Annotated in this window: 26 protein-coding genes; 18 read left to right on the forward strand and 8 right to left on the reverse strand. The window is 71.0% G+C overall.

Going from position 1 to position 25873, the window contains the following annotated elements; all coding sequences use genetic code 11:
• Positions 1 to 79 precede the first annotated feature (79 nt).
• From leuC to ACFYO2_RS20525, 4 genes are all read left to right on the forward strand, one after another.
• Positions 80 to 1510, forward strand: a complete 1431-nt coding sequence (gene leuC, locus ACFYO2_RS20510) for a 3-isopropylmalate dehydratase large subunit (protein WP_388350700.1) — start codon at positions 80 to 82, stop codon at positions 1508 to 1510.
• Positions 1511 to 1515: 5 nt separating this feature from the next.
• Complete coding sequence (gene leuD / locus ACFYO2_RS20515; protein WP_388350702.1) at positions 1516 to 2109, forward strand: 3-isopropylmalate dehydratase small subunit; 594 nt, start codon at positions 1516 to 1518, stop codon at positions 2107 to 2109.
• A gap of 292 nt (positions 2110 to 2401) precedes the next feature.
• Positions 2402 to 2632 carry a hypothetical protein gene (locus ACFYO2_RS20520; RefSeq protein ID WP_388350705.1) on the forward strand — a complete coding sequence of 77 codons (231 nt, stop codon included), beginning with the start codon at positions 2402 to 2404 and terminating at the stop codon, positions 2630 to 2632.
• A gap of 137 nt (positions 2633 to 2769) precedes the next feature.
• On the forward strand, positions 2770 to 3405 hold the full coding sequence (locus tag ACFYO2_RS20525; protein WP_388350708.1) for an HU family DNA-binding protein: 636 nt from the start codon (positions 2770 to 2772) through the stop codon (positions 3403 to 3405).
• A gap of 71 nt (positions 3406 to 3476) precedes the next feature.
• Here the strand turns inward: ACFYO2_RS20525 and ACFYO2_RS20530 are convergent, their stop codons facing one another.
• Both ACFYO2_RS20530 and cofC read right to left on the reverse strand, forming a co-directional pair.
• Entirely contained in the window at positions 3477 to 3680 is a 204-nt protein-coding gene (locus ACFYO2_RS20530; protein WP_388350711.1) for a hypothetical protein, read from the reverse strand.
• Positions 3681 to 3689: 9 nt separating this feature from the next.
• On the reverse strand, positions 3690 to 4328 hold the full coding sequence (gene cofC, locus ACFYO2_RS20535) for a 2-phospho-L-lactate guanylyltransferase (RefSeq protein WP_388350713.1): 639 nt from the start codon (positions 4326 to 4328) through the stop codon (positions 3690 to 3692).
• A gap of 154 nt (positions 4329 to 4482) precedes the next feature.
• Between cofC and ACFYO2_RS20540 the strand changes: the two genes are divergently transcribed.
• From ACFYO2_RS20540 to ACFYO2_RS20550, 3 genes are read left to right on the forward strand one after another with little or no spacing between them, the layout of a single operon-like run.
• Positions 4483 to 5259, forward strand: a complete 777-nt coding sequence (locus ACFYO2_RS20540; protein ID WP_388350716.1) for a lysophospholipid acyltransferase family protein — start codon at positions 4483 to 4485, stop codon at positions 5257 to 5259.
• On the forward strand, positions 5256 to 6266 hold the full coding sequence (locus ACFYO2_RS20545; RefSeq protein WP_388350719.1) for an NAD(P)H-dependent glycerol-3-phosphate dehydrogenase: 1011 nt from the start codon (positions 5256 to 5258) through the stop codon (positions 6264 to 6266). Before ACFYO2_RS20540 ends, ACFYO2_RS20545 begins: the two co-directional genes overlap by 4 nt.
• Before the next feature lie 59 nt (positions 6267 to 6325).
• A complete protein-coding gene (locus ACFYO2_RS20550) occupies positions 6326 to 7483 on the forward strand; it encodes a D-alanine--D-alanine ligase family protein (protein ID WP_388350721.1) in 1158 nt (385 codons plus the stop codon).
• Positions 7484 to 7504: 21 nt separating this feature from the next.
• Here ACFYO2_RS20550 and ACFYO2_RS20555 read toward each other — a convergent pair whose 3' ends face one another.
• Positions 7505 to 8011: a DUF3515 domain-containing protein gene (locus ACFYO2_RS20555; RefSeq protein WP_388350723.1), complete on the reverse strand. Its 507-nt coding sequence runs from the start codon at positions 8009 to 8011 to the stop codon at positions 7505 to 7507.
• 20 nt (positions 8012 to 8031) lie between these two features.
• Entirely contained in the window at positions 8032 to 8265 is a 234-nt protein-coding gene (locus ACFYO2_RS20560; RefSeq protein WP_020138723.1) for an Lrp/AsnC family transcriptional regulator, read from the reverse strand.
• A 206-nt stretch (positions 8266 to 8471) separates the two neighbouring features.
• Between ACFYO2_RS20560 and ACFYO2_RS20565 the strand changes: the two genes are divergently transcribed.
• Together ACFYO2_RS20565 and thiD are read left to right on the forward strand one after the other, a co-directional pair.
• Entirely contained in the window at positions 8472 to 9437 is a 966-nt protein-coding gene (locus ACFYO2_RS20565; RefSeq protein ID WP_388350726.1) for a thiamine-phosphate kinase, read from the forward strand.
• Positions 9434 to 10237 (forward strand): bifunctional hydroxymethylpyrimidine kinase/phosphomethylpyrimidine kinase, encoded by an 804-nt coding sequence (gene thiD / locus ACFYO2_RS20570; RefSeq protein WP_388350729.1) that lies wholly within the window; start codon positions 9434 to 9436, stop codon positions 10235 to 10237. The genes ACFYO2_RS20565 and thiD overlap by 4 nt, the downstream gene beginning before the upstream one ends.
• A 131-nt stretch (positions 10238 to 10368) precedes the next feature.
• Here thiD and rpmB read toward each other — a convergent pair whose 3' ends face one another.
• Positions 10369 to 10554, reverse strand: coding sequence for a 50S ribosomal protein L28 (gene rpmB / locus ACFYO2_RS20575; RefSeq protein WP_217234690.1), 186 nt, complete (start codon positions 10552 to 10554; stop codon positions 10369 to 10371).
• A gap of 257 nt (positions 10555 to 10811) precedes the next feature.
• Between rpmB and ACFYO2_RS20580 the strand changes: the two genes are divergently transcribed.
• Positions 10812 to 12719 (forward strand): DAK2 domain-containing protein, encoded by a 1908-nt coding sequence (locus ACFYO2_RS20580; RefSeq protein WP_388350731.1) that lies wholly within the window; start codon positions 10812 to 10814, stop codon positions 12717 to 12719.
• Between the two features lie 205 nt (positions 12720 to 12924).
• Here the strand turns inward: ACFYO2_RS20580 and ACFYO2_RS20585 are convergent, their stop codons facing one another.
• Complete coding sequence (locus ACFYO2_RS20585) at positions 12925 to 16209, reverse strand: tetratricopeptide repeat protein (protein ID WP_388350734.1); 3285 nt, start codon at positions 16207 to 16209, stop codon at positions 12925 to 12927.
• Complete coding sequence (locus ACFYO2_RS20590; RefSeq protein WP_388351283.1) at positions 16209 to 18044, reverse strand: HSP90 family protein; 1836 nt, start codon at positions 18042 to 18044, stop codon at positions 16209 to 16211. The genes ACFYO2_RS20585 and ACFYO2_RS20590 overlap by 1 nt, the downstream gene beginning before the upstream one ends.
• A 166-nt stretch (positions 18045 to 18210) precedes the next feature.
• Between ACFYO2_RS20590 and recG the strand changes: the two genes are divergently transcribed.
• From recG to mutM, 8 genes are all read left to right on the forward strand, one after another.
• Positions 18211 to 20412 (forward strand): ATP-dependent DNA helicase RecG, encoded by a 2202-nt coding sequence (gene recG / locus ACFYO2_RS20595; RefSeq protein ID WP_388350737.1) that lies wholly within the window; start codon positions 18211 to 18213, stop codon positions 20410 to 20412.
• 77 nt (positions 20413 to 20489) lie between these two features.
• Entirely contained in the window at positions 20490 to 21074 is a 585-nt protein-coding gene (rsmD, locus tag ACFYO2_RS20600; RefSeq protein ID WP_388350740.1) for a 16S rRNA (guanine(966)-N(2))-methyltransferase RsmD, read from the forward strand.
• A gap of 26 nt (positions 21075 to 21100) precedes the next feature.
• Complete coding sequence (gene coaD / locus ACFYO2_RS20605; protein WP_388350743.1) at positions 21101 to 21580, forward strand: pantetheine-phosphate adenylyltransferase; 480 nt, start codon at positions 21101 to 21103, stop codon at positions 21578 to 21580.
• A gap of 57 nt (positions 21581 to 21637) precedes the next feature.
• The gene (locus tag ACFYO2_RS20610; protein WP_388350746.1) at positions 21638 to 22699 is read left to right on the forward strand and encodes an ATP synthase F0 subunit B; all 1062 of its coding nucleotides are present in this window, start codon (positions 21638 to 21640) and stop codon (positions 22697 to 22699) included.
• A 163-nt stretch (positions 22700 to 22862) separates the two neighbouring features.
• Positions 22863 to 23507, forward strand: coding sequence for a YceD family protein (locus ACFYO2_RS20615; RefSeq protein WP_388350748.1), 645 nt, complete (start codon positions 22863 to 22865; stop codon positions 23505 to 23507).
• Positions 23508 to 23509: 2 nt separating this feature from the next.
• Entirely contained in the window at positions 23510 to 23683 is a 174-nt protein-coding gene (gene rpmF / locus ACFYO2_RS20620; RefSeq protein ID WP_006139588.1) for a 50S ribosomal protein L32, read from the forward strand.
• 19 nt (positions 23684 to 23702) lie between these two features.
• Positions 23703 to 24515 (forward strand): ribonuclease III, encoded by an 813-nt coding sequence (rnc, locus tag ACFYO2_RS20625; RefSeq protein WP_388350752.1) that lies wholly within the window; start codon positions 23703 to 23705, stop codon positions 24513 to 24515.
• Positions 24516 to 24596: 81 nt separating this feature from the next.
• Entirely contained in the window at positions 24597 to 25457 is an 861-nt protein-coding gene (gene mutM, locus ACFYO2_RS20630) for a bifunctional DNA-formamidopyrimidine glycosylase/DNA-(apurinic or apyrimidinic site) lyase (RefSeq protein WP_388350755.1), read from the forward strand.
• Here mutM and ACFYO2_RS20635 read toward each other — a convergent pair.
• Positions 25430 to 25831, reverse strand: coding sequence for a winged helix-turn-helix transcriptional regulator (locus ACFYO2_RS20635; RefSeq protein WP_388350758.1), 402 nt, complete (start codon positions 25829 to 25831; stop codon positions 25430 to 25432). The genes mutM and ACFYO2_RS20635 overlap by 28 nt on opposite strands.
• Between the last annotated feature and the right edge of the window lie 42 nt (positions 25832 to 25873).

Here is a 25873-nt window from a genome sequence, read left to right on the forward strand (position 1 = left end):
CCGAACACAGGGGCCCGGGCGCCGCCTCCTCAAGATCTCTAGTTGGGCCGGCGCACCTTTGCCGGCCGGAGGGAAAGCGATGGGTAGGACACTCGCGGAGAAGGTCTGGGACGACCACGTCGTCCGGCGCGCCGAGGGCGAGCCCGACCTCCTCTTCATCGATCTGCACCTGCTGCACGAGGTGACCAGCCCGCAGGCCTTCGACGGCCTGCGCAAGAGCGGTCGCCAGGTGCGCCGGCTCGACCTGACCATCGCCACCGAGGACCACAACACCCCGACCCTCGACATCGACAAGCCCATCGCCGACCCGGTCTCCCGGATCCAGCTGGAGACGCTGCGCAAGAACTGCGCCGACTTCGGCGTCCGGCTGCACCCGCTGGGCGACGTCGAGCAGGGCGTCGTCCACGTCGTGGGCCCGCAGCTGGGCCTGACCCAGCCGGGCATGACGGTCGTCTGCGGCGACTCCCACACCTCCACGCACGGCGCCTTCGGCGGCCTGGCGTTCGGCATCGGCACCTCCCAGGTCGAGCATGTGCTGGCCACTCAGACGCTGCCCATGGCCCGCCCGAAGACCATGGCCATCACCGTCGACGGTGATCTGCCCGACGGCGTCACCGCCAAGGACCTGATCCTGACGATCATCGCCAAGATCGGTACCGGCGGCGGCCAGGGCTACGTCCTGGAGTACCGCGGCTCCGCCATCGAGCAGCTCTCGATGGAGGCCCGGATGACCATCTGCAACATGTCGATCGAGGCCGGCGCCCGCGCGGGCATGATCGCCCCCGACGAGACCACCTTCGAGTACCTCAAGGGCCGTCCGCACGCCCCCAAGGGCGAGGACTGGGACGCGGCCGTCGCGTACTGGAAGACGCTGAAGACGGACGAGGACGCCGAGTTCGACGCCGAGGTGGTCATCGAGGCCGCCGAGCTGGCGCCGTTCGTCACCTGGGGCACCAACCCCGGCCAGGGCGCACCGCTTTCGGCACAGGTCCCCGATCCCGCTTCGTACGAAGACGCTTCGGAGCGCCTCGCCGCCGAAAAGGCCCTGGAATACATGGGGTTGGAGGCCGGGCAGCCGCTGCGCTCCATCAAGGTGGACACCGTCTTCGTAGGCTCGTGCACCAACGGCCGCATCGAGGACCTGCGCGCCGCCGCCGAACTCGTCAAGGGCCGCAAAGTCGCCGAGGGCGTACGGATGCTGGTCGTCCCGGGCTCCGCGCGGGTCGGTCTGCAGGCCGTCTCCGAGGGCCTGGACGTCGTCTTCAAGGACGCCGGCGCCGAGTGGCGGCACGCGGGCTGCTCGATGTGTCTGGGCATGAACCCCGACCAGCTGGCCCCGGGTGAGCGCTCCGCGTCCACCTCCAACCGTAACTTCGAGGGCCGGCAGGGCAAGGGCGGTCGTACGCACCTGGTGTCGCCGCAGGTCGCAGCCGCTACGGCGGTCCTGGGCCACCTGGCCTCCCCGGCCGACCTGTCCGACGCCGAGACCCGTACGCCCGCTGGAGTCTGAGAGTCATGGAAGCATTCACCACGCACACCGGCCGGGCCGTGCCGCTGCGCCGCAGCAACGTCGACACCGACCAGATCATCCCTGCTCACTGGCTCAAGAAGGTGACCCGGGACGGGTTCGAGGACGGATTGTTCGAGGCCTGGCGCAAGGACCCGTCCTTCATCCTCAACCAGCCCGAGCGCAAGGGTGCGACCGTCCTGATCGCCGGCCCCGACTTCGGCACCGGCTCCTCCCGTGAGCACGCCGTCTGGGCGCTGCAGAACTACGGCTTCAAGGCCGTGATCTCCTCCCGCTTCGCGGACATCTTCCGCGGTAACTCGCTCAAGAACGGCCTGCTCACGGTGATCGTGGAGCAGAAGATCGTGGACGCGCTGCAGGAGCTCACGGAGAAGGACCCCGCGGCCGAGGTGACGGTCGACCTGGAGTCCCGCGAGGTGCGCGCCGAGGGCATCACCGCCGCCTTCGAGCTCGACGAGAACGCCCGTTGGCGGCTGCTGAACGGGCTGGACGACATCTCCATCACGCTGCAGAACGAGCCGGACATCGCCGCCTACGAGGCCAAGCGCCCGTCCTACAAGCCGAGGACGATCCAGGTCTGACCGGAGGTCTGACCGGAGCGATCGCCCGGAGCAACTGAACAGGTCGAGTTTCGGCCACCGCGACACCCCCCCCGCTGTACCCCCGATCGGCCCGATCGGGGGTACAGCTGTGTCTGTACCCGAACGGCCCTGCGCATGCCGACATCCCTGCTCAACTTCCCACGTTACGAGGGCTGTTGCCGGGGTACGCGACTGTTGTGACCGTGGCTCCCACGGGCGCCCGGGAGGCCGTTCGAGGCGGCAGTTGCACCCTGAGCAGGCGACAACTCGCCCCAGATGGCACAATCTGTGCATGGAACACGACGGCCAACTCGAGCCCTATGCGGCAGTCGCGGACCAACTCAAGGAAGCGCACACAAGAGTGCGCGCACTGCAAGTCCCGGAGGGCGTACGGATGGCGCTGACCCGGAAGCTGCTGGTCATTACGGCCGCGGCCAAGCACGATCTCGCCGATGCGACAAGGCGACTGGAGCGGTTCGTGGCGGACCTCGATGCGGGTCGATTCCCCGAAGAGGAACGCTGAACGAGTCCAGGACAGTCGAGTTCGTTGCGGCGCGCGGGTGATAAGCCCGTTTCGTGTTTGATTTGCGGTATATATCTGCCTAACGTGCGAAAAAGCTTGAACACTTTCGTTCTGGCAATGTCTCCGAAGGGGAAGACGTGAACAAGGCGCAGCTCGTAGAAACGATTGCCGACAAGATGGGCGGCCGTCAGCAGGCCGCCGAGGCTGTCGACGCCGTCCTGGACGCCGTCGTCCGCGCGGTCGTCGCGGGTGACCGGGTCTCGGTCACCGGCTTCGGTTCGTTCGAGAAGGTCGACCGTCCGGCCCGTTACGCCCGCAACCCTCAGACGGGAGAGCGGGTCCGGGTCAAGAAGACCTCCGTGCCGCGCTTCCGCGCGGGCCAGGGTTTCAAGGACCTGGTGAGCGGCTCGAAGAAGCTCCCGAAGGGCGACATCGCCGTCAAGAAGGCCCCCAAGGGCAGCCTGACCGGTGGTGCTGCCGCGACGGTCAAGAAGGCCGCCGCGAAGAAGGCCACCACCAAGACGGCCGCCGCGCGGAAGGCCACGCCGACCGCGAAGAAGGCGCCCGCCAAGAAGACCACGACCACGGCGAAGAAGACCACGGCGAAGAAGGTGCCCGCCAAGAAGACCACGGCGACCGCCAAGTCCACTGCCGCGAAGAAGACCACCGCCAAGAAGGCGACGGCCAAGAAGGCCCCGGCGAAAAAGGCCCCGGCCAGGAAGTCGGCGTCTCGCACCACCACCGCCAAGCAGGCCACCGCCCGCAAGAGGTAAGGGCACAGGGGCACTCACGCGCCGGGCCGGACTCCCCAGGGAGCCCGGCCCGCGGCGTGTCCACAGGGCCCTCAGAAAGTGTGGAGCGTGACCAGGGTGGCCCGTCGGGCACCGCCCTCGCCCTCCGTCTCGATACGCACCCGCTGCCCGGGCCGCAGCAGCCTGAGCCCGCCCGCGTCGAACGCCGGCGCGTCGAAGGGCACCGGCGTGCCGTCGTCCAGGAGCACCTGCCCGCTGCGGCTGTCGGGGTCGTACGTGTATGCGGTTGCCTGCATGACGGCAGCCTACTGCCCGGGAATCAACAACCGCGCGGCCGCCGCGGCCGTCCGTGGGCCCACCCCCAGGGCGAGGGCGGCACGCAGGTCGGCGCCGGTGTCCACGTCCTGGCGTACGGAATCCACCGCGTCAAGAGTGAGTTCCGCGGCGCCGGAGGCGCGATGGCGGGCGCGGGAATCCATGCCGAAGGCGGGCAGCAATTCCTCGCCTTCTCGGGCGGTCAGCAGAGTGGTGCCGATTGTGGCGGCGTCCGGGAGAAATGCGCGACGGAATTCCGTGGCCGCGTCGAGGACCCGGGCCAATTCCAGGGGGCGCAGCGCCGGAAGATCGGCGTTCAGGGCCGCCACGGCGCTTTCGGGACGCGTCTCGCGGACGACTGCCGCCGCGTGCGCCAGAGCGGCGTTCAGGCCGCCGCTCGGCTCGTCGGAGACGATCCGGGCGCCCAGCGAGCCCAGCTCCCGACCGGCCAGGGCGTCGTCCGTGACGACCGCCACATCCTTCACCGCGGGGCAGGCCAGCGCCGCCGCCACGGTGTCCTGGGCGAAGGCGAGGGCGAGGCCCGGGCGCAGCCCGTCGGAGGCGGTGTCCGCGAGCCTGCTCTTGGCGCGCGCCAGAGGTTTCAGGGGTATGACCAAGGTCCACTGCACGAGCGTTTCGTCCCTCTCTTGTCGCGGCCATTGTCACTCAGCCGTCACCAGGGCCATCTGGCGGTCGCGGAGCCGGGGCGTACGGTGTTCTCGACAGACCGGCGGCCTGGGGCGACACTTGAGCGGCCCCCAGGCCCTAGAGGAAGGTGTCCGCGTGCCCCGCCGCAGAATCGGGTTCTGGTACCGCTTCGCAGCGGTCCTGTGCAAACCGCCCCTGGTGGTTCTGATCAAGCGGGACTGGCGTGGAATGGAGAACATTCCGGCCGAGGGCGGATTTATCACCGCGGTCAACCATAATTCGCACATCGATCCCTTCGCGTACGCGCACTTCCAGTACAACACCGGCCGTGTTCCGCGATTCCTCGCGAAGGCCGGCCTTTTCCGGAAGGGATTCGTCGGCGCCGCGATGCGCGGCACCGGACAGATCCCCGTCTATCGCGAGAGCACGGACGCGCTCAGCGCCTTCCGTGCCGCGATCGACGCCGTGGAACGCGGTGAATGCGTCGCCTTCTACCCCGAGGGCACCCTCACCCGCGACCCGAACGGCTGGCCCATGACCGCCAAGACCGGTGCCGCCCGGGTGGCCCTGCAGACCAAGTGCCCGGTGATCCCGGTCGCCCAGTGGGGCGCCAACGAGGTGCTGCCGCCGTACGCCAAGAAGCCCAACCTCCTTCCGCGCAAGACCCACCGGGTGCTCGCGGGCCCGCCCGTGGACCTGGCGCGGTTCTACGACAAGGAGATGACCCCGGATCTCCTGAAGGAGGCGACCGAGGTCATCATGGCCGCCATCACCCGCCAGCTGGAGGAGATCCGCGGCGAGAAGGCGCCCTCCACGCCCTACGACCCGCGCCGCGAGCGGGTCGAGCAGCGGCGCCGCACCCGGGCGCAGACGCAGCGGAAGGTCGGACAGGAAGAGGGGCAGGGCACGTGAGCAAGCCGGTCAAGGCAGCGGTCTTCAGCGCCGGTTCGTGGGGCACGGCTTTCGGCATGGTGCTCGCCGACGCGGGGTGCGAGGTCACTCTGTGGGCGCGCCGGGCGGAGGTCGCGGAAGCGATCAACTCCACCCGGACGAACCCCGACTACCTGCCTGGCGTCGAGTTGCCGGAGAGCATGCGGGCCACCACGGACGCGGCCGAGGCCGCTGCCGGCGCCGACTTCACGGTCCTGTCGGTGCCCTCCCAGACGCTGCGCGCCAACCTCGCCGAGTGGGCGCCGCTGCTCGCGCCGGACACGGTCCTCGTGTCGCTGATGAAGGGCGTCGAACTCGGGTCGGCCATGCGGATGAGCGAGGTGATCGAGGACGTCGCCAAGGTGGGGCACAACCGCGTCGCCGTGGTCACCGGGCCCAACCTCGCCCGCGAGATCGCCGCCCGGATGCCGGCCGCGGCCGTGGTCGCGTGCACCGACGAGGCGGTCGCCCAGCGGCTCCAGGCCGCCTGCCACACGCCGTACTTCCGCCCGTACACGAACATGGACGTAGTCGGCTGCGAACTCGGCGGCGCCGTCAAGAACGTGATCGGTCTCGCCGTCGGCATCGCGGACGGCATGGGCTTGGGCGACAACGCCAAGGGCTCGTTGATCACGCGCGGGCTCGCCGAGACCACCCGGCTCGGCCTCGCGATGGGCGCCGACCCGCTGACGTTCTCCGGACTCGCCGGGCTGGGCGACCTGGTGGCGACCTGCTCCTCGCCGCTGTCCCGCAACCACACCTTCGGCACCAACCTCGGCAAGGGCATGACCCTGCAGGAGACCATCGCGGTCACCAAGCAGACCGCCGAGGGCGTCAAGTCCTGTGAGTCCGTGCTGGATCTGGCCCGCCGGCACGGCGTCGACATGCCCATCACCGAGACGGTCGTGGGAATCGTGCACGAGGGCAAGCCCCCGGTGGTCGCCCTCAAGGAGCTGATGTCGCGCAGCGCGAAACCGGAACGACGCTGAGCTACGACGACCAAGTGGTCGCTGACCAATCGGATACCAGCGGGTACCCTCAACGCGATATGAGCACCCAGAACCTCCCCCAGAACCCTGAGCAGCCGCCCCGCAAGCCGCGCGTGGCCGTCGTGTTCGGCGGGCGCAGCTCCGAACACGGGATCTCCATGGTCACCGCCGGCGCCGTACTGCGGGCCATCGACCGGACGAAGTACGACGTCCTGCCGATCGGCATCACCCGGGAAGGGCGCTGGGTTCTCACCGCCGACGAACCCGAACGCATGGCGATCACCGAGCGCCGCACTCCCGATGTCGAGGAGCTCGCCGAGTCGAGCGAGGGCGGCGTGGTGCTCCCGGTCGACCCCGCGAACCGCGAAGTCGTCTACAACGAGCCCGGATCGGTGCCCAAGGCGCTCGGCGAGGTCGACGTCGTCTTCCCGGTGCTGCACGGCCCGTACGGCGAGGACGGCACCCTCCAGGGCCTCCTGGAGCTCTCCGGTGTGCCGTACGTGGGTTCGGGGGTGCTCGCCTCGGCCGTCGGCCAGGACAAGGAGTACATGAAGCGGGTGTTCACCTCCTTCGGGCTCAAGGTCGGCCCGTACGTGGTGATCCGGCCGCGCGAATGGGAGCGCGACGAGTCCGCCGCCCGCAAGAAGATCGTCGACCTGGCCGGCGAGCACGGCTGGCCGCTGTTCGTGAAGCCCGCGCGCGCGGGATCGTCGATCGGCATCACCAAGGTCGACGACCCGGCGGGGCTCGACGAGGCGATCGCCGAGGCCCAGCGGCACGACCCCAAGATCCTCGTGGAGGCCGCGCTGCGCGGTCGCGAGATCGAGTGCGGGGTCCTGGAGTTCGAGGACGGGCCCCGGGCGAGCGTGCCCTCGGAGATCCCGCCGCCGGACGCGCACGCGTACTACGACTTCGAGGCGAAGTACATCGACTCCACACCCGGCGTCGTGCCCGCCCCGCTGACCGACGAGCAGACCTCCGAGGTGCAGCGGCTCGCGGTGGAGGCCTTCGACGCCGCCTCCTGCGAGGGCCTGGTGCGCGCGGACTTCTTCCTCACCGAGGACGGCGAGTTCGTGATCAACGAGATCAACACGATGCCCGGCATGACACCGATCTCGATGTACCCGCAGATGTGGCAGGCGAGCGGGATCAGTTACCCCGAGCTGGTGGACCGGCTGGTGCAGGCGGCGCTGCGCAGGTCCACGGGCCTTCGCTGACCTGGCCCGCCCCGGCCCGTCCTAGTCGGCGATCCCTTCGGGGATCGCCTTCTTGACGGCCGGGGCGAGGTCGACCAGCACTCCGGTGCTGTCCCGTCCCTTCGGGACCGTGACCTCCACATACGCGCTGCGATTGGCCGTGGTGAAGCGGGACGCGCCGTCGTCCTGCTTCTCCATCAGCCAGTCGACGCCGTTCACGCCGCCCGCGATCGCGTCCGGGTCGCCGCCTTCGGCCACCTTGGGGTCGATCATCTTGGGCGGCCGTACGACACCGCAGCGCAGTATGATCGCCGGGCTTCCCCAGCCCGCCGTCAGCGCGGACGCGGGCTCGGGATCCTCGCGGCCCAGCCCGTCCAGTTTCGTCGGCAGCGCCTTGTCCAGGCTCCGGCACAGCTTGGTGACCTTCGTACTCGGACTGGGAACCGCCGCGGAGGCACTGTCGTCTGCTGAGGAGCAGCCCGCGACCGTGATCAGCAGGACGAGCGCGGGCCCGACGGGTGTGTGGTGCCGGTGGCGGAAGAAGTTCACCGGCCAAGGGTAGACGGGGGCTACAGATGGACGACCGGGCAGGTCAGGGTGCGGGTGATGCCGTCCACTTGCTGGACCTTGGCGACCACCATGCGACCGAGGTCGTCGACCGTGTCGGCCTGGGCGCGCACGATCACGTCGTACGGTCCCGTCACGTCCTCGGCCTGGATGATCCCAGGAATCTTGCTGATCGTCTCGGCGACGGTCGACGCCTTGCCGACCTCCGTCTGGATCAGGATGTACGCCTGTACCACGGAACCTCCAGGGCGGCCACGAGGATCATGTGGGGAAAAGGAACGCCACGGTATCGCGTCGCCGCTCGCCGCGGGGAGACCTGCGGAGACCAGGGCTTGCGCGCCGGGGTGCGGGCACGACAGAAGTTGACGGTCTCCTCGACCGTATCGAGGACACTGGTGACGCGCGACCGGGCACGGACAGGTACAGAAGGGGCGTAAGGGCAATGAAGGGCACTGTTGGTGAGCTCGGTGAGTTCGGGCTCATCAGGGAGCTCACCTCCCGTCTCACCACCACCCCGGCGGTCCGGGTCGGCCCCGGCGACGACGCCGCGGTGGTGGCCGCTCCCGACCGCAGGGTCGTGGCGAGCACGGACATACTCCTCGAGGGACGGCACTTCCGCCGCGACTGGTCCACGGCCTACGACGTGGGCCGCAAGGCCGCCGCGCAGAACCTCGCGGACATCGCCGCGATGGGCGCCGTACCGACCGCGCTGCTGCTCGGCCTGGTCGTCCCCGCCGAACTCCCGGTGACCTGGCCGGTCGAGCTGATGGACGGCCTGCGCGACGAGTGCCAGGTCGCGGGCGCGTCCGTGGTCGGCGGTGACGTCGTACGCGGCGACACGATCATGGTGTCGATCACCGCGCTCGGCGACCTGCGCAACCACGAGCCCGTGACGCGAGGAGGCGCCCAACCCGGCGACATCGTCGCCGTGACCGGCTGGCTGGGCTGGTCCGCGGCCGGGTTCGCGGTGCTCTCCCGCGGCTTCCGCTCGCCGCGGGCCTTCGTGGAGGCACACCGGCGTCCCGAACCGCCCTATCACGCGGGGCCGGCCGCCGCAGGGCTCGGCGCCACCGCGATGTGCGACGTGAGCGACGGGCTGATCGCCGACCTCGGACACATCGCCGAGGCAAGCAAGGTCCGTATCGACGTCCGCTCCGGCGCGATCGACATCCCGTCCCAGATGAACGACATCGGGCAGGCCGTCGGCGTCGACCCCATGCAGTGGGTGCTGACCGGGGGAGAGGACCACGCGATCGTCGCGACCTTCCCGCCGGACGTGAAGCTGCCGGCCCGCTGGAAGATCATCGGCGAGGTGCTCAACCCGTCGGCGCTGCCCCAGGTGACGGTCGACGGAGCGCCGTGGACCAGCAAGGGCGGCTGGGACCACTTCGGGGACATCGAGTCATGAGCGCGCCGCCCCGGGTACTGACCGTCGCCGGCTCCGACTCCGGTGGGGGCGCGGGCATCCAGGCCGACCTGAAGACGATGCTCGCGCTCGGCGTGCACGGCATGAGCGTCGTCACGGCGGTCACCGCGCAGAACTCCCTCGGGGTGCAAGGGGCTTGGGAGCTTCCGGTGGAGGCGGTACGGGCGCAGTACCGCAGCGTGGTCGACGACATCGGCGTCCAGGCGGTCAAGACCGGGATGCTGGCCTCGGCCGAACTCGTCGAGGGGGTGGCCGAGTTGATCGGGCAGACCGACGCGCCGGCCGTCGTGGACCCGGTGGGAGTGTCCAAGCACGGTGACCCGCTGCTTGCCGCGTCCGCCCTGGACTCCGTACGGACGAAGCTGCTGCCGGTCGCGACCGTGGCGACGCCGAACCTCGACGAGGTGGCCCAGCTCACGGGTGTCCGGGTCGGGTCGGAATCGCTGATGCGTGAAGCCGCCGCGGCCGTCCTGTCGTACGGACCGCGATGGGTGCTCATCAAGGGCGGTCACCTGCCCGGCGACGCCGTGGACCTGCTCACCGACGGCTCCGAGGAGCACTGGCTGCGCGCGCCGAGGTACGACAACCGGCACACGCACGGCACGGGCTGCACCCTCGCGTCGGCGATCGCGTCGCAGCTCGCGAAGGGGTACTCCGTGCCGGAGGCGGCGGCGGCGGCCAAGGAGTACGTCACCGGCGCGATCGCGGCCGGGTTCGCGCTCGGTGGCGGGATCGGGCCCGTGGACCACGGGTGGCGTTTCAAGGCGGAAGGCGGCGCGTAAACGCTTACGCGAGCGTTTACGCGGGCGGGTGCACCCTTTGGGCATGGGCATGGGCATGCAGAAAGCCGGTCCACACTCGGTGGACCGGCTCTGTGCAGCGAACCAGCAGTGGCCGCGCGCTTAGCTGTGCGTCAGCGCGAGACCTTGCCGGCCTTGATGCACGAGGTGCAAGCGTTCAGGCGCTTCGGCGTCCCGCCGACCACAGTACGCACGCGCTGGATGTTCGGGTTCCAGCGACGGGACGTACGGCGGTGCGAGTGCGAGATGCTGTTGCCGAAGCCCGGCCCCTTGCCGCAGACGTCGCAGTTGGCAGCCACGGGTCACTCCAAAGACTTCAGATGCACTTACGGTGGATCCCGGCATGCCGGGATCGAGATCGTAGGATCAGAGATCTGAGTGGCGGTGCCAGGAGGATGGCCCGATCGGGATCGGGCAACCGGAGCAGCATACAACGACTGCGCCAGTAGAACGAAACTACCATGGCTGCTCAGGGCCTCGCGCCAGGCCCTCTTCCGGTGCACACCCCTCCGAGGTCTACGCTTCCTCCCACGTCAAGCAGCTCAAGGAGGCGCAGGTGGCGCAGGTGCCGCAGACATTCTTCGATGCTCTCGCGGTGCGCACCTGGTGCGGTCTCGCGCTCGGAGCGCTGGGACGGGCGCGCGAGGAGATCGACGCGATCAATGTCTATCCCGTCGCGGACGGGGACACCGGCACGAACATGTATCTGACCGTCGAGTCGGCCGTCGCGGCCGTGGAGGCGGTGTTCGCGGGCCACGAGACGGGCCTGTCGGCCGCCGGGAAACCGGCGCTGGCCGACGCCGCGCGGGCGATGGCGCACGGGGCGCTCATAGGCGCGCGGGGCAACTCCGGGACGATCCTCGCGCAACTGCTCCGGGGCATGGCAAAGGTACTCGCCGCCGACGGTGAGACCGCTCACACCGACGGCCGGGGCCTGACACTCGCCCTGCGGCACGCGGCCGACTCCGCCCGCCAGGCCGTGGCCCGTCCCGTCGAGGGCACGGTCCTCACCGTCGCCTCGGCCTCCGCCGACGCGGCCACCGGAGCCGAGGGCGACTGCGCGGCGGTGGCCCGCGCGGCCTACGAGGGAGCCCGCGCCGCCCTCGCCGCGACCCCCGGCCAGCTGGCCGTCCTGGAACGCGCCGGGGTGGTCGACGCGGGCGGGCGGGGGCTGGTGGCGGTTCTCGGGGCGCTGGTGGAGACGTTCACGGGGGAGGCGCCGGGGGCGGATCCCTGGGGTGCCGCTGCGGAGAAGCACGCGCGCGTGGAGCGCTCACAGGTGCGCGACGACGGCGGGGTGTCCGGGGCGCGGTCCGGTGTCGGCCGGGCGGGCGGCGAGGGCGACGGCGATCGGGAGCACGGGAGAGGCTGGGCGCCCGGCGACGGCGATCGTGAGCACGACGGCCGCTCGGTGCGCGACGACGAGCGGACGCCGTCCCGCGCGCCCGGGGCTGCCGGTCTTCACGAAGGCGGCGAGCGGCGCGGGGCGACCGCTCTCGACGACGACGGCGAGTGTGCGGACGGTGCCTCGGAGGAGGGCGGGCCCGCCTTCGAGGTGATCTACCTCCTGGAGGCCGACGACGCGGCTGTCGCGCGGTTGCGTGAGCGGCTCGACGCCCTCGGGGACTCGCTCGTCGTGGTCGGCGGCGACGGGCTGTGGAACGTCCATGTGCACGTCGACGACGCGGGCGCCGCCGTGGAGGCGGGCGTCGAGGCCGGGCGGCCGTACCGGATCCGGATCACGCACTTCGGGCTCGGCGACGTGCACACCACCGGTGCCGAGCGGCCGGCCCGGGAGCGCGCGCAGCGCGCCGTCGTGGCCGTGGTGCCCGGCGAGGGTCTGGCCGGGCTCTACACCGAGGCGGGGGCGACCACCGTGCTCGCGCGCCCCGGGGAGCCGCCCGCGAGCGGAGAGCTCGTCGAGGCCGTACGGCGGGCCCACGCGCGCGAGGTGGTGCTGCTGCCCAACGACGCGGACCTGCGCCACACCGCGGCCGTGGCCGCCGAGCAGGCCCGCGCGGAGGGCGTCCGCGTGGCGCTCATCCCGACGCGCTCCGCGGTCCAGGGCATCGCCGCGCTCGCCGTGCACGAGCCGGACCGCCGCTTCGACGAGGACGTCGTGACCATGACCTCGGCGGCGGGTGCCACCCGGTACGCGGAGGTCGTCGTAGCGGAACGCCAGTCCTGGACCATGGCCGGCATCTGCCAGGCCGGCGACGTCCTCGGCCTCATCGACGGCGACGTCGCCGTCATCGGGGCGGACGTCACCGTCACCGCCGAAACGGTTCTCGACCGCATGCTCGCGGCCGGCGGCGAACTGGTCACCCTCGTCCTCGGCGACGAGGCCCCGGAGTTCATCGCCGACCATCTCGAGACGCGCGTGCGCGAGTCGTACCTGGCCGTCGACACGGTGGTGTACCGGGGCGGGCGGCAGGGGGCCGTACTCCTCATCGGGGTCGAGTAGGCCCTAGGCGTGCTGTCCGGACAGGTCGGTGACGCGGCCGGCCGGGGCGTGGCACGCACATCTGCCGCGTTGTCGTCGGTTGCCGATGCTCCGCATCAACGCTCTTCTCCGCCTTGCGGCTGCACGCACCACACCCCGCTCACCGGCACTGCTCAGGCGCGGCCGCTTTCCCGCGACTTGATCGGCCGGACAGGACGAAGCACCACTAGTCGGCGGGGTGTTCGTCCGCCTGTGCCGCCGCCTGGTCCTCCACGGCCTGAAGCAGCTGCCGGGCCTCGGTCAGTCGGGCCTTGGCCACCTCGTCCTCGGCCTCCTCGCCGTCGGCGCCGTACGCCGCCAGGACCGCACGCGCGCGTGCCGCAGCCCGGGCGGGGCGGCTCAGGTCGGCCTCCAGCCAGCCCGCGGTGAGTTCGGCGCCGGTCCGGCTGTCCAGGGCGTCGGCCCCGAGGGAGGCGAACAGCACGATGGCTTCTGCCACCTGGGCCAGGGAATCCTCCAGCACGGCCCGGATCGACTCGTCCTCGGCGTCCTCGGCGGCGGAACGGGCCAGCAGGTCGCCGAACTGGCGGCGGGTGTGGCCGAGTTCTGCGACGAGCCGCTGCCGGGCCTCCTCGTCGGCCACCGCCGAGCTCAGCGCCGTCTCGCACTCCTGGACGGCGCTCGCCATCAACGCGCGTGCCTCGTCGGGCCCCTCCTCCGGACGCAGCGCGAGCCACGCGCGGGCGCGCAGGGAGCGGACGAGGCCGTGGACGTTGCCGAGCGACCGCCAAAGATCGCCCGCGCGCGCGTACGCCCGGTCCGCGTCGGAATGCTGCCCGGCGTGTCCGAGGGACTCGGCGGCGAGGTGGGCGAGCGTGGCGTGGTCGTGCTGCTCCGGCCAGTGCCGGGCGATCTCGGCCGCCTGGAGCCGCCGTTCGGCTGCCGCTCGGTGTTCGCCGAGCTCGCTCAGACAGTCGCCGAGCCACCACCGCGTCTGCACGATCGCGCCGTCACCGTGGGTCTCGGCGTTCAGGTCGGGCAGCGCCGACTCCAGCACCTCCGCGGCCTCGGCCCACCGTCCCAGCCGCAGCAGGAACCCGCCGAGCTGCTGCCGGGCCCAGGCGCCGAGCGTCGGACCCTCGCCGGCCTCGTCGGCCCAGTGCGCCGCCTCCAAGGCGTGCTCGGCCGCCTCCGCCGCCAGCCCTCTGCCCCCGACGACCTCGGCCAGCTGGAGGTGCAGCTGGGCCCGTCCGACCGCCTCCAGATGCGGCCCGCCGTGCTCCAGGGCCGCCCGCAGCGCCCGTTCCGTCCCGGCCAGGTCCCCGAGGTGGTGCGCGAGCCCCGCCAACCGGGCCTCGTACTCCACCGCGAACCACGGCAGCCCCGCACCGACGAACGCCGCCGCGGCCCGCGCGAACAGCTCCGCGGCCACCTCCACGTCACCCCTGTGCGCCGCCAGGTCCGCGAGCATCGCCTGCGCTTCGGCAGCCCGCGAAGCGAGCCGTACGTCCTCTCCGGCGCACCCCTCGACCAGCGCCAGCACCTCCCGCGCGGCCACCTCCGCCTCAGCCAGAACCGAATCCACCAAGGCACCGCCGACCGGAGCCGCGGCACGCCGAGCGCCACCGGCCGGAACCGACTCGCCCTGAGGCCGGACGTCCGGGACGGCTTCCTGGGGGGTGCCGCCAGGGATCGTCTCGCCTGGGGAGTCGCCGTCCGGGGTGGCGCCGTGGGGGTTCCGGGGGGCGCCGCCCGCAGTCGCGTCGGCCTGGGAGTCGCCGTCCGCAAGCACGGTGCCCCGAAGGTCGTCGCCCGAGAGCATCTCGCCGCGGGGGCCGTCACCCGGCGCCCCCTGCCTCTGAGGCTCCTCCTGCGGCTCCTCCTGCGGCTCCGCCGGGACCCCGTCGTCCTCCCGGGACTCGACGACCTCCTGCACCCGCCGCATCAGAATCCGCGCCCGTCCCGTCAGCACCGACGCCGTCTGCCGTACGCCGGTGCCACCCTCGGCGTACAGCGCGAGGATTTCGTCGTACGGCTCGGTGACCGCCGTCAGCGCCTCGTTCACGTGGCCCGTGAGCGCGCGTACGTACGCCGCACGCGTGCGTGCCGCCAAGGCCTCCCCGGGGTCGCCCGCCTCGGCGTACAGCTCGGCGGCGTGCTCGAAGAGGTCGACGCCCTCGGGGCCAAGGTCCATCGCCTCGTGGTCGGCGATCTCGGCCCGGTCGCGGGCGTCGAGTTCGACGCCTTGTGCGGCGTGCGCGACGGCCGCCCACGCCTCCACGGCGTTCGGCTGCAGGTTGTCCGACAGGCGTCGCGCCTCGGCGAGCAGCGCCGCCAGATCGGGTTCCTCCGGGGCGACGGGCACCGGCGGTGCCACGGCATGCGACGAGACAGCCCGCGCCGACCGCACGCCCAGCGGCAGCCGTTCCACCAGCGGCCGCTGCGCCATACGCGCGCGTGCCCGCTCGCTGACGTGCCGCGTGCCGTTGCGCTCGTCGAAGCGGGCGGCCAGCGCGAGAGCCTCCCCGCGCGCGTGGGCGGCGAGTTCGCGCGCGCTCCACGCCCGGTCGGCCGGTCCGGGCACCGGCTGGTCGCCGAGCCCGAGCTCGGTCAGGCGGTCCATGAGCAGGGCCACCACGGCCATGAAGTCCAGCTTGCTGCGCGGGTGCCCGTCGTCCGTGAAGTACGCCGGCCGCTCCGCCAGCAGCTCCAGGCCACGCGCCTCGTTGCCGGACAGCGCGCAGAACTCGACGTGGTCCGCGTACGCGCCACGCATGCTCTCCATGGCCCGCACGAGCCGGAAGCCCCGCAGATGGTTGGCGCGTGCCTCGTCCACGCGGCCGAGCCGCAACAGGGGCACCAGGGAGGACGCGAGCACCGTGTGAGGTTCGTGGGCGCACGTGTACTCGCCCTCCAGGACCGGCGCCCACAGCTTCAGGGCCTCCGCCTCCCGCCCGCGCTCCGCCTGCCACCAGCCCTGTCCGTGCAGCTCACAGGCGTGGCAGTCCGCCATGGCGTCCCGGTCGGCGGCCAGCCACGCGGCGTACGCCCGCTCGGCCCGCGCCACGTCCCCGATGTGCGCGGCCACGCTGAACTCGGCGCTGCGCACGGCCCGTTCGGAGTGCCCGGCCAGCCGGTAGCGGTGCTCCATCTCGCCGAGCCACTTCTCGATGGAGGCGAGCGGGATGTGCGGCTGGTCGAGCATGCCGGACGACATCCACTTGAACACCCAGTGCAGCGAGTGCGTCTCGTACTCGTCGAAGTCCTCGGGCCGCTCGTCCCACATGCGCAGCAGCCGCGCGAAGGGTACGAACATCTTGGCCTTCTCGGAGCTGTAGTTGTAGACCTTCAGCTGGTGCCCGAGCGCCTCGATCACCGCGAGCGGGATGTTCAGCTTCTCCGCCGCGGCAAGCAGCTGCTCCGCGCGCGCGTTGCGGGCCGGCCCCTCCGGCTGCTCCGAGTTCTCCGCCATCGCCCGGCGCAGCTCGTCGAAGTCCGTGATCTCACTCATCAGTGACCGTCCTCGCCGTGGGTGGCCCATTCCAGGAGGCCGATGAACGCCCGGTTCAGCAGCGCGGAGTCCGCGGGCCTGAGCGGCCGCTGAGCCATCAGCAGCGCCTGCCCGTACAGGGACTCGGTGGCGGTGCCGATCAGCTCGGGATCGCCCAGGGAACTGATCCGCCGGATCAGCGGGTTGAGGTGGTTGAGCACCAGCCGCGCGCGCGGGGTGCTGCCCCGCAGCGAGCCGAGGATGCCCGCCCACAGGTCGTCAGCCTGCTCCTCGGCCTCCGCCCGGGCCTGCTCGTGCCGCGCCGCCCGGTCGTCCAGGTGCAGCGCGGGCACGGACAGGGGATGGAAGGCGCGCAGGACGACGTCACAGCCCAAGGGGTCGAGTTTGGCCCGCGCGGCCGCCAGGAAGCCCGCCAGGGCCAGTTCCTCGGCCGGATCGACCGCGTCCAGATGCGCGGTCACGGTGTCGGCGTCGAGCTCGGCGACCACCGTCCCCGGCCGCACCGACGGCAGCGCCTCGATCAGCTCACTGTCGTACGTGTAGCCGCCGTTGATCACTCCGACGCCCTGCGCGGACGCGATCGGCGCGACCTGCCGGTACTCCTCGACGGTCCGCGTGAAGTGCACCAGCGGGTGCCGCTGCGCGAACTCCTCCAGGGACAGCCGCCCGTCGGTCGTCTCGAAGGGCAGCCACGGCAGCATCGTGCGCAGCATCTCCCGGTCGTGCCGCGCGAGCGACTTCACACCGAGGTGGTGCACCTCCAGGAAGGCCGCCAGCCGCTCCGGATCACCGGCGGCCAGACCCGTCAGCCAGGACCGGATCCGCTCGCCCAGCGCCTCCCGTACGGCCGCCAGCGTCTCGTCCTCGTACAGCGACTCGCGCGAGGCCGTGGGCCGCAGGCTGTCCGTGTCCAGGACACAGCGCACGAAGAACGCCCAGTCCGGCAGCAGTTGTTCGCCCCGCTCGGTCAGCAGCATGCCCTTCAGGTGCACACGATGACTCGCCCGCTGGGCCGGACTGACCGCCGACGGCAGGACGTACGCCATCCCGCGGATCCCGGCGAGCGGCACGTCCAGCGCGATCGAGTCCAGCGGAGTGAACCCGAACAGGTCGTAGCAGTGCCGCGCCAGGGCCACCCTTCGGGTGGCGGGACTCGGATACGTCCGGTCCCAGGGCGCGGGCAGATCGGTGACCGCCTCGTCGCCCACCCGCACGTCGTACGGCAGCAGCGAGCCGAAGTCCCGCGCCAGGGCGAGGACCCGCTCCTCGGACAGCCACTCCCCGGCGCCCGCTCGCGCCACCAGGTGCACGGTGGTGCCCGGCTGCGGACGGGCCTCGTCCGGCAGCGTCCGCACGGTGTACGAACCGTCGTCGCTCGCCGTCCACTCCACGGGCGGGGCACCCGGCGTGCGCGCGCTGCGACTGACCACCCGGATCCGCTCGGCGACCACGAAACAGGCGAGCAGCCCGATGCCGAACTGCCCGAGGAAGTCGGAGCGGGCCTCCTGCAGCCCGTCGGCACGCTTGGAACTGCGCCCGATGGTGGCGAGCAGGGTGTGCACGTCCGCCTCGGTGAGCCCGACCCCGGAGTCCTCGACACGCAGGGACCCACCCTCGGCGTACAGCCGCACGTGCGCCGGCGCGTCGGGCTGCTCGGCCCGCCGGGCGGTGATCGCGTCCACCGCGTTCTGCAGCAGCTCGCGCAGATAGACCTTGGGGCTGGAGTAGAGGTGATGGGAGAGCAGGTCCACCAGACCGCGCAGGTCGACCTGGAACGTGTGAGGTGACTGAGGTGACGGGGAGGCCGAAGAGGGCTGTGAGGTCTGGGAGTCCATCATCGCTGCGCCGGTGGGGGGACGGACGACGGCGCGGGGTCGGGCGGCCCCGTGTGAGGCGGTGACCGCGGAGGATGGTTTGAGGCGCGCCATCCTAAGCCTCAACCAGCCGTCTGACCAGGGGTTTCCCGAGACGTATACGGCATTGTCAGTGGTGTGGTGTGCAATGGATCTCGTGCCCGCACTGGAAGAACCACTGAAAAAGGTGCTCGGCCCCGCCACCGCGAAGGTGATGGCCGAGCACCTCGGCCTGCTCACCGTCGGCGACCTCCTGCACCACTACCCGCGCAGATACGAGGAGCGGGGCCAGCTCACCCACCTCGCCGACCTCCCGATGGACGAGCACGTCACGGTGGTCGCCCAGGTCGCCGACGCTCGCCTGCACACCTTCGCCTCGGCGAAGGCTCCGCGCGGCAAGGGCCAGCGCCTCGAAGTGACCATCACGGACGGCAGTGGCCGACTCCAACTGGTCTTCTTCGGCCACGGCGTTCACAAACCCCACAAGGAACTCCTGCCGGGCACGCGCGCGTTGTTCGCCGGCAAGGTCTCCGTCTTCAACCGCCGCCTCCAACTGGCCCACCCGGCCTACGAGTTGCTGCGAGGGGACAGCGAGGAGGCGGTCGACGCCTGGGCCGGTGCCCTCATCCCGATCTACCCCGCGACCGCCAAGCTGGAGTCCTGGAAGATCGGCAAGGCGATCCAGACCGTCCTGCCCAGCGCCCAGGAAGCCGTCGATCCGCTCCCGGAGTCGCTGCGTGAGGGCCGCGGCCTGGTCTCCCTCCCCGACGCCCTCCTCAAGATCCACCGCCCGCACACCAAGGCGGACATCGAGGGCGCCCGCTCCCGCCTCAAGTGGGACGAGGCCTTCGTCCTCCAGGTCGCCCTCGCCCGCCGCCGCCACGCGGACGCCCAACTCCCGGCCGTACCCCGCAAACCCGCCCCGGACGGCCTGCTCACGGCCTTCGACGCCCGCTTGCCCTTCACTCTCACCGACGGCCAGCGGAAGGTCACCCGGGAGATCTTCGACGACCTGGCGACGGACCATCCGATGCACCGGCTGCTGCAGGGAGAGGTCGGATCGGGCAAAACGTTGGTGGCCCTCCGAGCCATGCTCGCCGTGGTCGACGCGGGCGGGCAGGCCGCCATGTTGGCCCCCACCGAAGTGCTCGCCCAGCAGCACCACCGGTCGGTGGTCGAGATGATGGGGGAGCTGGCCGAGGGAGGGATGCTGGGCGGCGCCGAGCGGGCCACCAAGGTGGTGCTGCTCACCGGGTCCATGGGCGCGGCCGCCCGCCGCCAGGCACTGCTCGATCTCGTCACCGGTGAGGCCGGGATCGTGATCGGCACGCACGCGTTGATCGAGGACAAGGTGCAGTTCCATGATCTCGGACTGGTCGTGGTGGACGAACAGCACCGGTTCGGCGTCGAGCAGCGCGACGCCCTGCGTGGCAAGGGCAAGCAACCGCCCCACCTGCTCGTCATGACCGCCACGCCCATTCCGCGGACGGTCGCCATGACCGTCTTCGGTGACCTGGAGACCTCGGTCCTCGACCAGCTCCCGGCCGGGCGGTCACCCATCGCGAGCCATGTCGTCCCGGCTGCCGACAAGCCCCACTTCCTGGCGCGGGCCTGGGAGCGGGTGCGCGAGGAGGTCGAGAACGGCCATCAGGCGTACGTCGTCTGCCCCCGGATCGGCGACGAGGAGGACGACCCGAAGAAGGCCATGAAGTCCGCCGAGGACGAGGCCGAGAAGCGCCCCCCGCTCGCCGTCCTGGACGTGGCCGACCAGCTCTCCAAGGGTCCGCTCAGCGGCGTCAAGGTGGAGGTGCTGCACGGCCGTATGCACCCCGACGACAAGGACGCGGTCATGCGCCGCTTCGCCGCCGGGGAGACGGACGTCCTGGTCGCCACCACGGTCATCGAGGTCGGCGTCAACGTGCCCAACGCCACCGCCATGGTGATCATGGACGCCGACCGCTTCGGCGTCTCCCAGCTGCACCAGCTGCGCGGCCGCGTCGGCCGTGGCTCGGCGGCCGGCCTGTGCCTCCTGGTCAGCGAAATGCCGGAGGCGAGCGCGGCCCGCGGGCGGCTGAACGCCGTGGCCGCCACCCTCGACGGCTTCGAGCTCTCCCGCATCGACCTCGAACAGCGCCGCGAGGGCGACGTCCTCGGCCAGGCCCAGTCCGGCACCCGCTCCAGCCTGCGGATGCTCACCGTCATCGAGGACGAGGAGATCATCGCCGAGGCCCGAGAGGAAGCCGTCGCCCTCGTCGCCGCCGACCCGGACCTCACCCGCCTCCCGGGCCTGCGCACAGCCCTGGACGCTCTGTTGGACGAGGAGCGGGAGCAGTACCTCGACAAGGGGTGACCCGGCGCCCCCGGCCCACCGGCTGAGACACTGGAACCCCAGCGAGCTTCACCGACGTACGGACAAGGACCGAGGACATGACCCGCGTGATCGCCGGCCGGGCCGGCGGACGCCGTCTGGCCGTTCCGCCAGGCACCGGCACCCGCCCCACTTCCGACCGCGCGCGCGAGGGCCTCTTCTCCACCTGGCAGTCCCTCCTCGGCGGCCCGCTGGACGGCGAGCGGGTCCTCGACCTGTACGCCGGTTCCGGCGCCGTCGGCCTGGAGGCGCTGTCCCGCGGGGCCGGCCACACCCTGCTCGTCGAGGCCGACGCCCGGGCCGCCCGCATCGTCCGGGAGAACGTGAAGAGCCTGGGCCTGCCCGGCGCCGAGGTCAGAGCGGGCAAGGCCCACCAAGTGATACAGACGCCGCCGGCACAGCCGTACGACCTCGTCTTCCTGGACCCGCCGTACGCCGTCACGGACGACGATCTTCGGGAGATTCTGCTCACACTCCGTACGCAGGGGTGGCTCGAACCCGATGCCCTCGTCACCGTGGAGCGCAGCACCAGAGGCGGCCAATTCAGGTGGCCGGACGGTTTTGACGCGATCCGCTCCCGTCGCTACGGCGAGGGAACGTTTTGGTACGGTCGCGCCGCCTCTACGTGCGAAGACGCACGATGACCGGACCGGAGAGCGAGGGATCTCAAGTGCGCCGCGCCGTCTGTCCCGGGTCGTTCGACCCGATCACCAACGGACATCTCGACATCATTTCCCGCGCCTCCCGTCTGTACGACGAGGTCTATGTCGCGGTAATGATCAACAAGTCCAAGAAGGGCCTGTTCGAGGTCGACGAGCGGATCGACCTGATCCGCCAGGTCACCGCCGAGTACGAGAACGTCCGGATCGAAGCCTTCCACGGCCTCCTCGTCGACTACTGCAAGCAGCGCGACATCCCCGCCATCGTCAAGGGCCTGCGTGCGGTGAGCGACTTCGACTACGAGCTGCAGATGGCCCAGATGAACATCGGCCTGTCGGGCGTGGAGACGCTCTTCGTGCCGACCAACCCGACGTACAGCTTCCTCTCCTCCTCGCTCGTCAAGGAGGTCGCGACCTGGGGCGGAGACGTCTCCCACCTGGTGCCGCCCACGGTCCTCGAGGCCCTCAACGGGCGCCTGCGCAAAGACTGATGGGGCTACAGTCGTCCCGTCCGTCTCCAACACAGCTGTAGAGAGTGGCGAGCACAGGTGGACGTGCAGAAGAAGCTCGACGAGATCGTGACCACGGTCTCCGGTGCCCGGTCGATGCCCATGTCGGCCTCGTGCGTGGTCAACCGCGCCGAACTGCTCTCGATGCTCGAAGAGCTGCGCCAGGCCCTGCCCGGCTCCCTCGCGCAGGCCCAGGAGCTGATCGGCGACCGCGAGCAGCTGGTCGAGCAGGCCCGCCAGGAGGCCGAGCGGATCATCGGGCAGGCGCACGCCGAGCGCGGCTCGCTGATCTCCGACACGGAGGTCGCCCGCCGCTCCCAGGCCGAGGCCGACCGCATCCTCGCCGAGGCCCGCAAGGAGGCCGAGGACGTCCGCGCGGAGGCCGACGACTACGTCGACTCCAAGCTCGCCAACTTCGAGGTCGTCCTCACCAAGACCCTCGGCTCGGTGGGCCGCGGCCGCGAGAAGCTCCTCGGCACCGGACCGGGCGTCGACGAGCAGGGCTACGAGGACGAGGACGCCCCCGAGCGCAGCCACGACCCGGAGACCCTGCGCCGCAGCGCCGACGAGTACGTCGACGTCAAGCTGGGCGCCTTCGAGGCGGTGCTCGCCAAGACCCTGGACGCCGTCGGCCGTGGCCGCCAGAAACTGCACGGCCGTATCGCCAGCGACGACCTCGGGTCCCTCGCCGACGACCTCACGACCGTCCAGCACTCCAGCGACGCCGACTACCTGGCCGACCTCACCGCCCTCGCGGAGGCGGACACCTCGGCAGCCCAGGCCGCCCAGGCCGAGCAGCCCGTACCCCAGCAGTACGAGCAGCAGCCGGCCTACGGCTACCAGCAGCAGACCCCCGACCCCTACGGCTACCAGCAGCAGTACGCCGGTCAGCAGGACCAGTACGGCTACCAGCAGGCCGATCCCTACTCCTACCAGGGCTACGACGGTCAGCAGGGGTCCTACGACCCGCACCGGTCCCAGCAGGGCTACGCCGAGCAGCAGCAGCAGATGCCCGCCCTCGACGAGACCAGCCTCTTCGACACCGGCATGATCAGCGCGGAGCAGCTGCGGGCCTACGAGCAGGGGCGCGGAAACGGCTGATCAGCCCCTCCGGGAAGGGGCGGTGGCCGTGAGCGCAGACCGGATTGGGCCGTGAGCGAAAGGTCCAGTATCCTGGCTCTTCGGTCGCGTGTACGTCCGCGATCAACGCTGCCCGGGAACACCGAAGGGCGGCGACCCCGAGCTCAGAAGATCGAAAGCAGGAATGGCTCTGAACGCCCGCCTCGACCACCGCAACCCTCTCGTGTTCGACACACACGAGCTGGGGCGGCGTCCTGGCGCGCTGCAGCGCCTGACCCGTGAGATCGACGCCCCCAAGGATCTCGGGATCCAGGAGGTCATCGGAGTTCCGGAAGGCGCCCCGATGAAGCTCGAACTCCGCCTCGAGTCGGTCATGGAAGGTGTGCTCGTCACAGGCACCGTCCGCGCCACGGCCAAGGGGGAGTGCGTAAGGTGTCTGGAGCCGCTCGAGCTGGTGCTCGAAGCGGACTTCCAGGAGATGTTCTCGTACCCTGACGCCGACGACCGGGGCCGCCCCAAGGCGGAGCCGGCCGACGACGCCGAGGACGACGAGGACATGCTCTTCATCGAGGACGGCCTGTTCGACCTCGAACCCGTGCTGCGCGATGCGGTGGTGCTCGCACTGCCGATGCAGCCGGTGTGCCGGGAAGACTGCCCAGGACTGTGCGCCCAGTGCGGAGCACGCCTTGCGGACGACCCGGGCCACCACCACGACGCCGTCGACATCCGTTGGGCGGCACTGCAGGGACTCGCCGGTTCACTCGAAGATGGCGAGAAGGACGACACCAGCGACGCCGAAGCGGGCGTCGACGAGAAGCAGGAGAAGTAGCCGTGGCTGTTCCGAAGCGGAAGATGTCGCGCAGCAACACGCGCCACCGCCGGTCGCAGTGGAAGGCTGCGGTCCCCACCCTGGTTGCGTGCGAGCGCTGCCACGAGCCCAAGCTGCAGCACATCGCGTGCCCGGCTTGCGGCACCTATAACAAGCGCCAGGTCCTCGAGGTCTGAGCGGCTGGTGAGAGGCACAGTGTCCACGCCAAAGAAGAACGCTCCTCGCGAGAGCGGGAGTGGCCCGGCGGACAACACGGCCTCGTCCCACACGCTGTTGGAAGGGCGGCTCGGGTACACACTCGAGTCCGCCCTTCTGGTGCGTGCGCTGACCCACCGTTCGTACGCGTACGAGAACGGCGGTCTGCCCACCAACGAGCGGTTGGAGTTCCTCGGGGACTCCGTGCTCGGCCTGGTGGTCACGGACACGCTCTATCGCACCCACCCCGACCTGCCCGAAGGCCAGCTGGCCAAGTTGCGGGCCGCGGTGGTCAACTCGCGTGCGCTGGCGGAGGTCGGCCGTGGGCTCGACCTGGGTTCCTTCATCCGGCTCGGCCGCGGTGAAGAGGGCACGGGCGGGCGGGACAAGGCGTCCATCCTTGCCGACACCCTGGAAGCGGTGATCGGCGCGGTCTATCTCGATCAGGGCCTGGACTCGGCGGCGGAGCTGGTGCACCGCCTGTTCGACCCGCTGATCGAGAAGTCCTCGAATCTCGGAGCCGGCCTGGACTGGAAGACCAGTCTCCAGGAGCTCACCGCGACCGAAGGGCTCGGCGTGCCCGAGTACCTGGTCACGGAGACCGGCCCCGACCACGAGAAGACCTTCACCGCTGCCGCCCGCGTCGGAGGCGTCTCGTACGGCACCGGCACCGGCCGCAGCAAGAAGGAGGCGGAGCAGCAGGCCGCAGAATCCGCCTGGCGGGCCATTCGGGCCGCCGCGGACGAGCGTGCCAAGGGGGCGGTCGAGCTGGCCGCCCAGGACGGCGAAGGTCCGTCGTCCGTCTCCGCCTGACCGAACAAGCGTGATCCGAGCGCCCGCCTTCTTGATCGAGGGCGGGCGCTCGACTCATACCGGATGTGACGGGGGAGCCCCATGCCCGAGTTGCCCGAGGTCGAGGTCGTACGGCGCGGACTGGAGCGGTGGGTCGCTCACCGGACGGTCGCCGAGGCCGAGGTGCTCCACCCACGTGCCGTACGCCGTCACCTCGCCGGCGCCGACGACTTCGCCCACCGTCTCAAGGGCCACCGCATCGGCACGCCCAGCCGCCGCGGCAAGTACCTGTGGCTGCCGCTGGAGGACACCGGTCACGCGATCCTGGCGCACCTCGGCATGAGCGGGCAGCTCCTGGTCCAGCCGCACGCGGCGCCCGACGAGAAGCACCTCAGGATCCGGGTGAGGTTCGCGGACGAGGTCGACACAGAACTCCGCTTCGTCGACCAACGCACCTTCGGCGGCCTGTCGTTGCACGACACCACCCCGGACGGCCTGCCCGACGTCATCGCGCACATCGCCCGCGATCCCCTTGACCCGCTGTTCGACGACGAGGCCTTCCACCAGGCCCTGCGCCGCAAACGCAGCACCATCAAACGGGCGCTGCTCGACCAGTCGTTGATCAGCGGCGTCGGCAACATCTACGCGGACGAGGCACTTTGGCGCGCCCGCCTGCACTACGAGCGCCCGACGGCGAACTTCACGCGCCCGCGGACCGCCGAACTCCTCGGTCACATCCGGGACGTGATGAACGAGGCCCTCGCGGTCGGCGGCACGAGCTTCGACAGCCTCTACGTCAACGTCAACGGGGAGTCGGGGTACTTCGACCGCTCGCTCGACGCGTACGGGCGCGAGGGTCTGCCCTGCAAGCGCTGCGGCACGCCGATGCGTAGGCGCCCCTGGATGAACCGGTCCAGCTACTTCTGCCCGAGGTGTCAGCGGGCGCCGCGCGTCTCGTCGTAACGCTCGCGGGCCGTGAGTACGTCGTCCATCCGCCCCTCCACGAAGTGGATGAGGCTCATCAGCCGGGTGGCGAGCTCGCGGCCGAGCGGGGTCAGTTCGTAGTCCACGCGGGGCGGGTTGGTGGGCTGGGCCTCGCGGTGGACCAGGCCGTCGCGCTCCAGGGCGTGCAGCGTCTGGGAGAGCATCTTCTCGCTCACGCCGTCGATCCGGCGGCGCAGCTCGTTGAAGCGCAACGATCCCTCGTGCAGGGCGCCGAGGGTGAGCGCGCCCCAGCGTCCCGTGACGTGCTCCAGTGTGCCGCGCGAGGGACAGGCCTTGGCGAACACGTCGTACGGGAGGTCCTGCGCCTCCGTGCGCTCCTGCGTGGTGTCCATGTCCCAAGCGTACGCGAACGCAGCGCTAACCGACAGGTTGCA

Source organism: Streptomyces sp. NPDC006602 (assembly GCF_042870385.1).
In the GTDB taxonomy this organism is placed as follows: Bacteria; Actinomycetota; Actinomycetes; order Streptomycetales; family Streptomycetaceae; genus Streptomyces.

Bases quoted from the DNA above. Each gene is read 5' to 3' on its own strand.
- leuC (WP_388350700.1), top strand. From the start codon at position 80: ATGGGTAGGACACTCGCGGAGAAGGTCTGGGACGACCACGTCGTCCGG.
- leuD (WP_388350702.1), top strand. From the start codon at position 1,516: ATGGAAGCATTCACCACGCACACCGGCCGGGCCGTGCCGCTGCGCCGC.
- ACFYO2_RS20520 (WP_388350705.1), top strand. From the start codon at position 2,402: ATGGAACACGACGGCCAACTCGAGCCCTATGCGGCAGTCGCGGACCAA.
- ACFYO2_RS20530 (WP_388350711.1), bottom strand. From the start codon at position 3,680: ATGCAGGCAACCGCATACACGTACGACCCCGACAGCCGCAGCGGGCAG.
- ACFYO2_RS20550 (WP_388350721.1), top strand. From the start codon at position 6,326: ATGAGCACCCAGAACCTCCCCCAGAACCCTGAGCAGCCGCCCCGCAAG.
- ACFYO2_RS20565 (WP_388350726.1), top strand. From the start codon at position 8,472: ATGAAGGGCACTGTTGGTGAGCTCGGTGAGTTCGGGCTCATCAGGGAG.
- thiD (WP_388350729.1), top strand. From the start codon at position 9,434: ATGAGCGCGCCGCCCCGGGTACTGACCGTCGCCGGCTCCGACTCCGGT.
- ACFYO2_RS20585 (WP_388350734.1), bottom strand. From the start codon at position 16,209: ATGAGTGAGATCACGGACTTCGACGAGCTGCGCCGGGCGATGGCGGAG.
- ACFYO2_RS20590 (WP_388351283.1), bottom strand. From the start codon at position 18,044: ATGGACTCCCAGACCTCACAGCCCTCTTCGGCCTCCCCGTCACCTCAG.
- recG (WP_388350737.1), top strand. From the start codon at position 18,211: ATGGATCTCGTGCCCGCACTGGAAGAACCACTGAAAAAGGTGCTCGGC.
- rsmD (WP_388350740.1), top strand. From the start codon at position 20,490: ATGACCCGCGTGATCGCCGGCCGGGCCGGCGGACGCCGTCTGGCCGTT.
- ACFYO2_RS20615 (WP_388350748.1), top strand. From the start codon at position 22,863: ATGGCTCTGAACGCCCGCCTCGACCACCGCAACCCTCTCGTGTTCGAC.
- mutM (WP_388350755.1), top strand. From the start codon at position 24,597: ATGCCCGAGTTGCCCGAGGTCGAGGTCGTACGGCGCGGACTGGAGCGG.
- ACFYO2_RS20635 (WP_388350758.1), bottom strand. From the start codon at position 25,831: ATGGACACCACGCAGGAGCGCACGGAGGCGCAGGACCTCCCGTACGAC.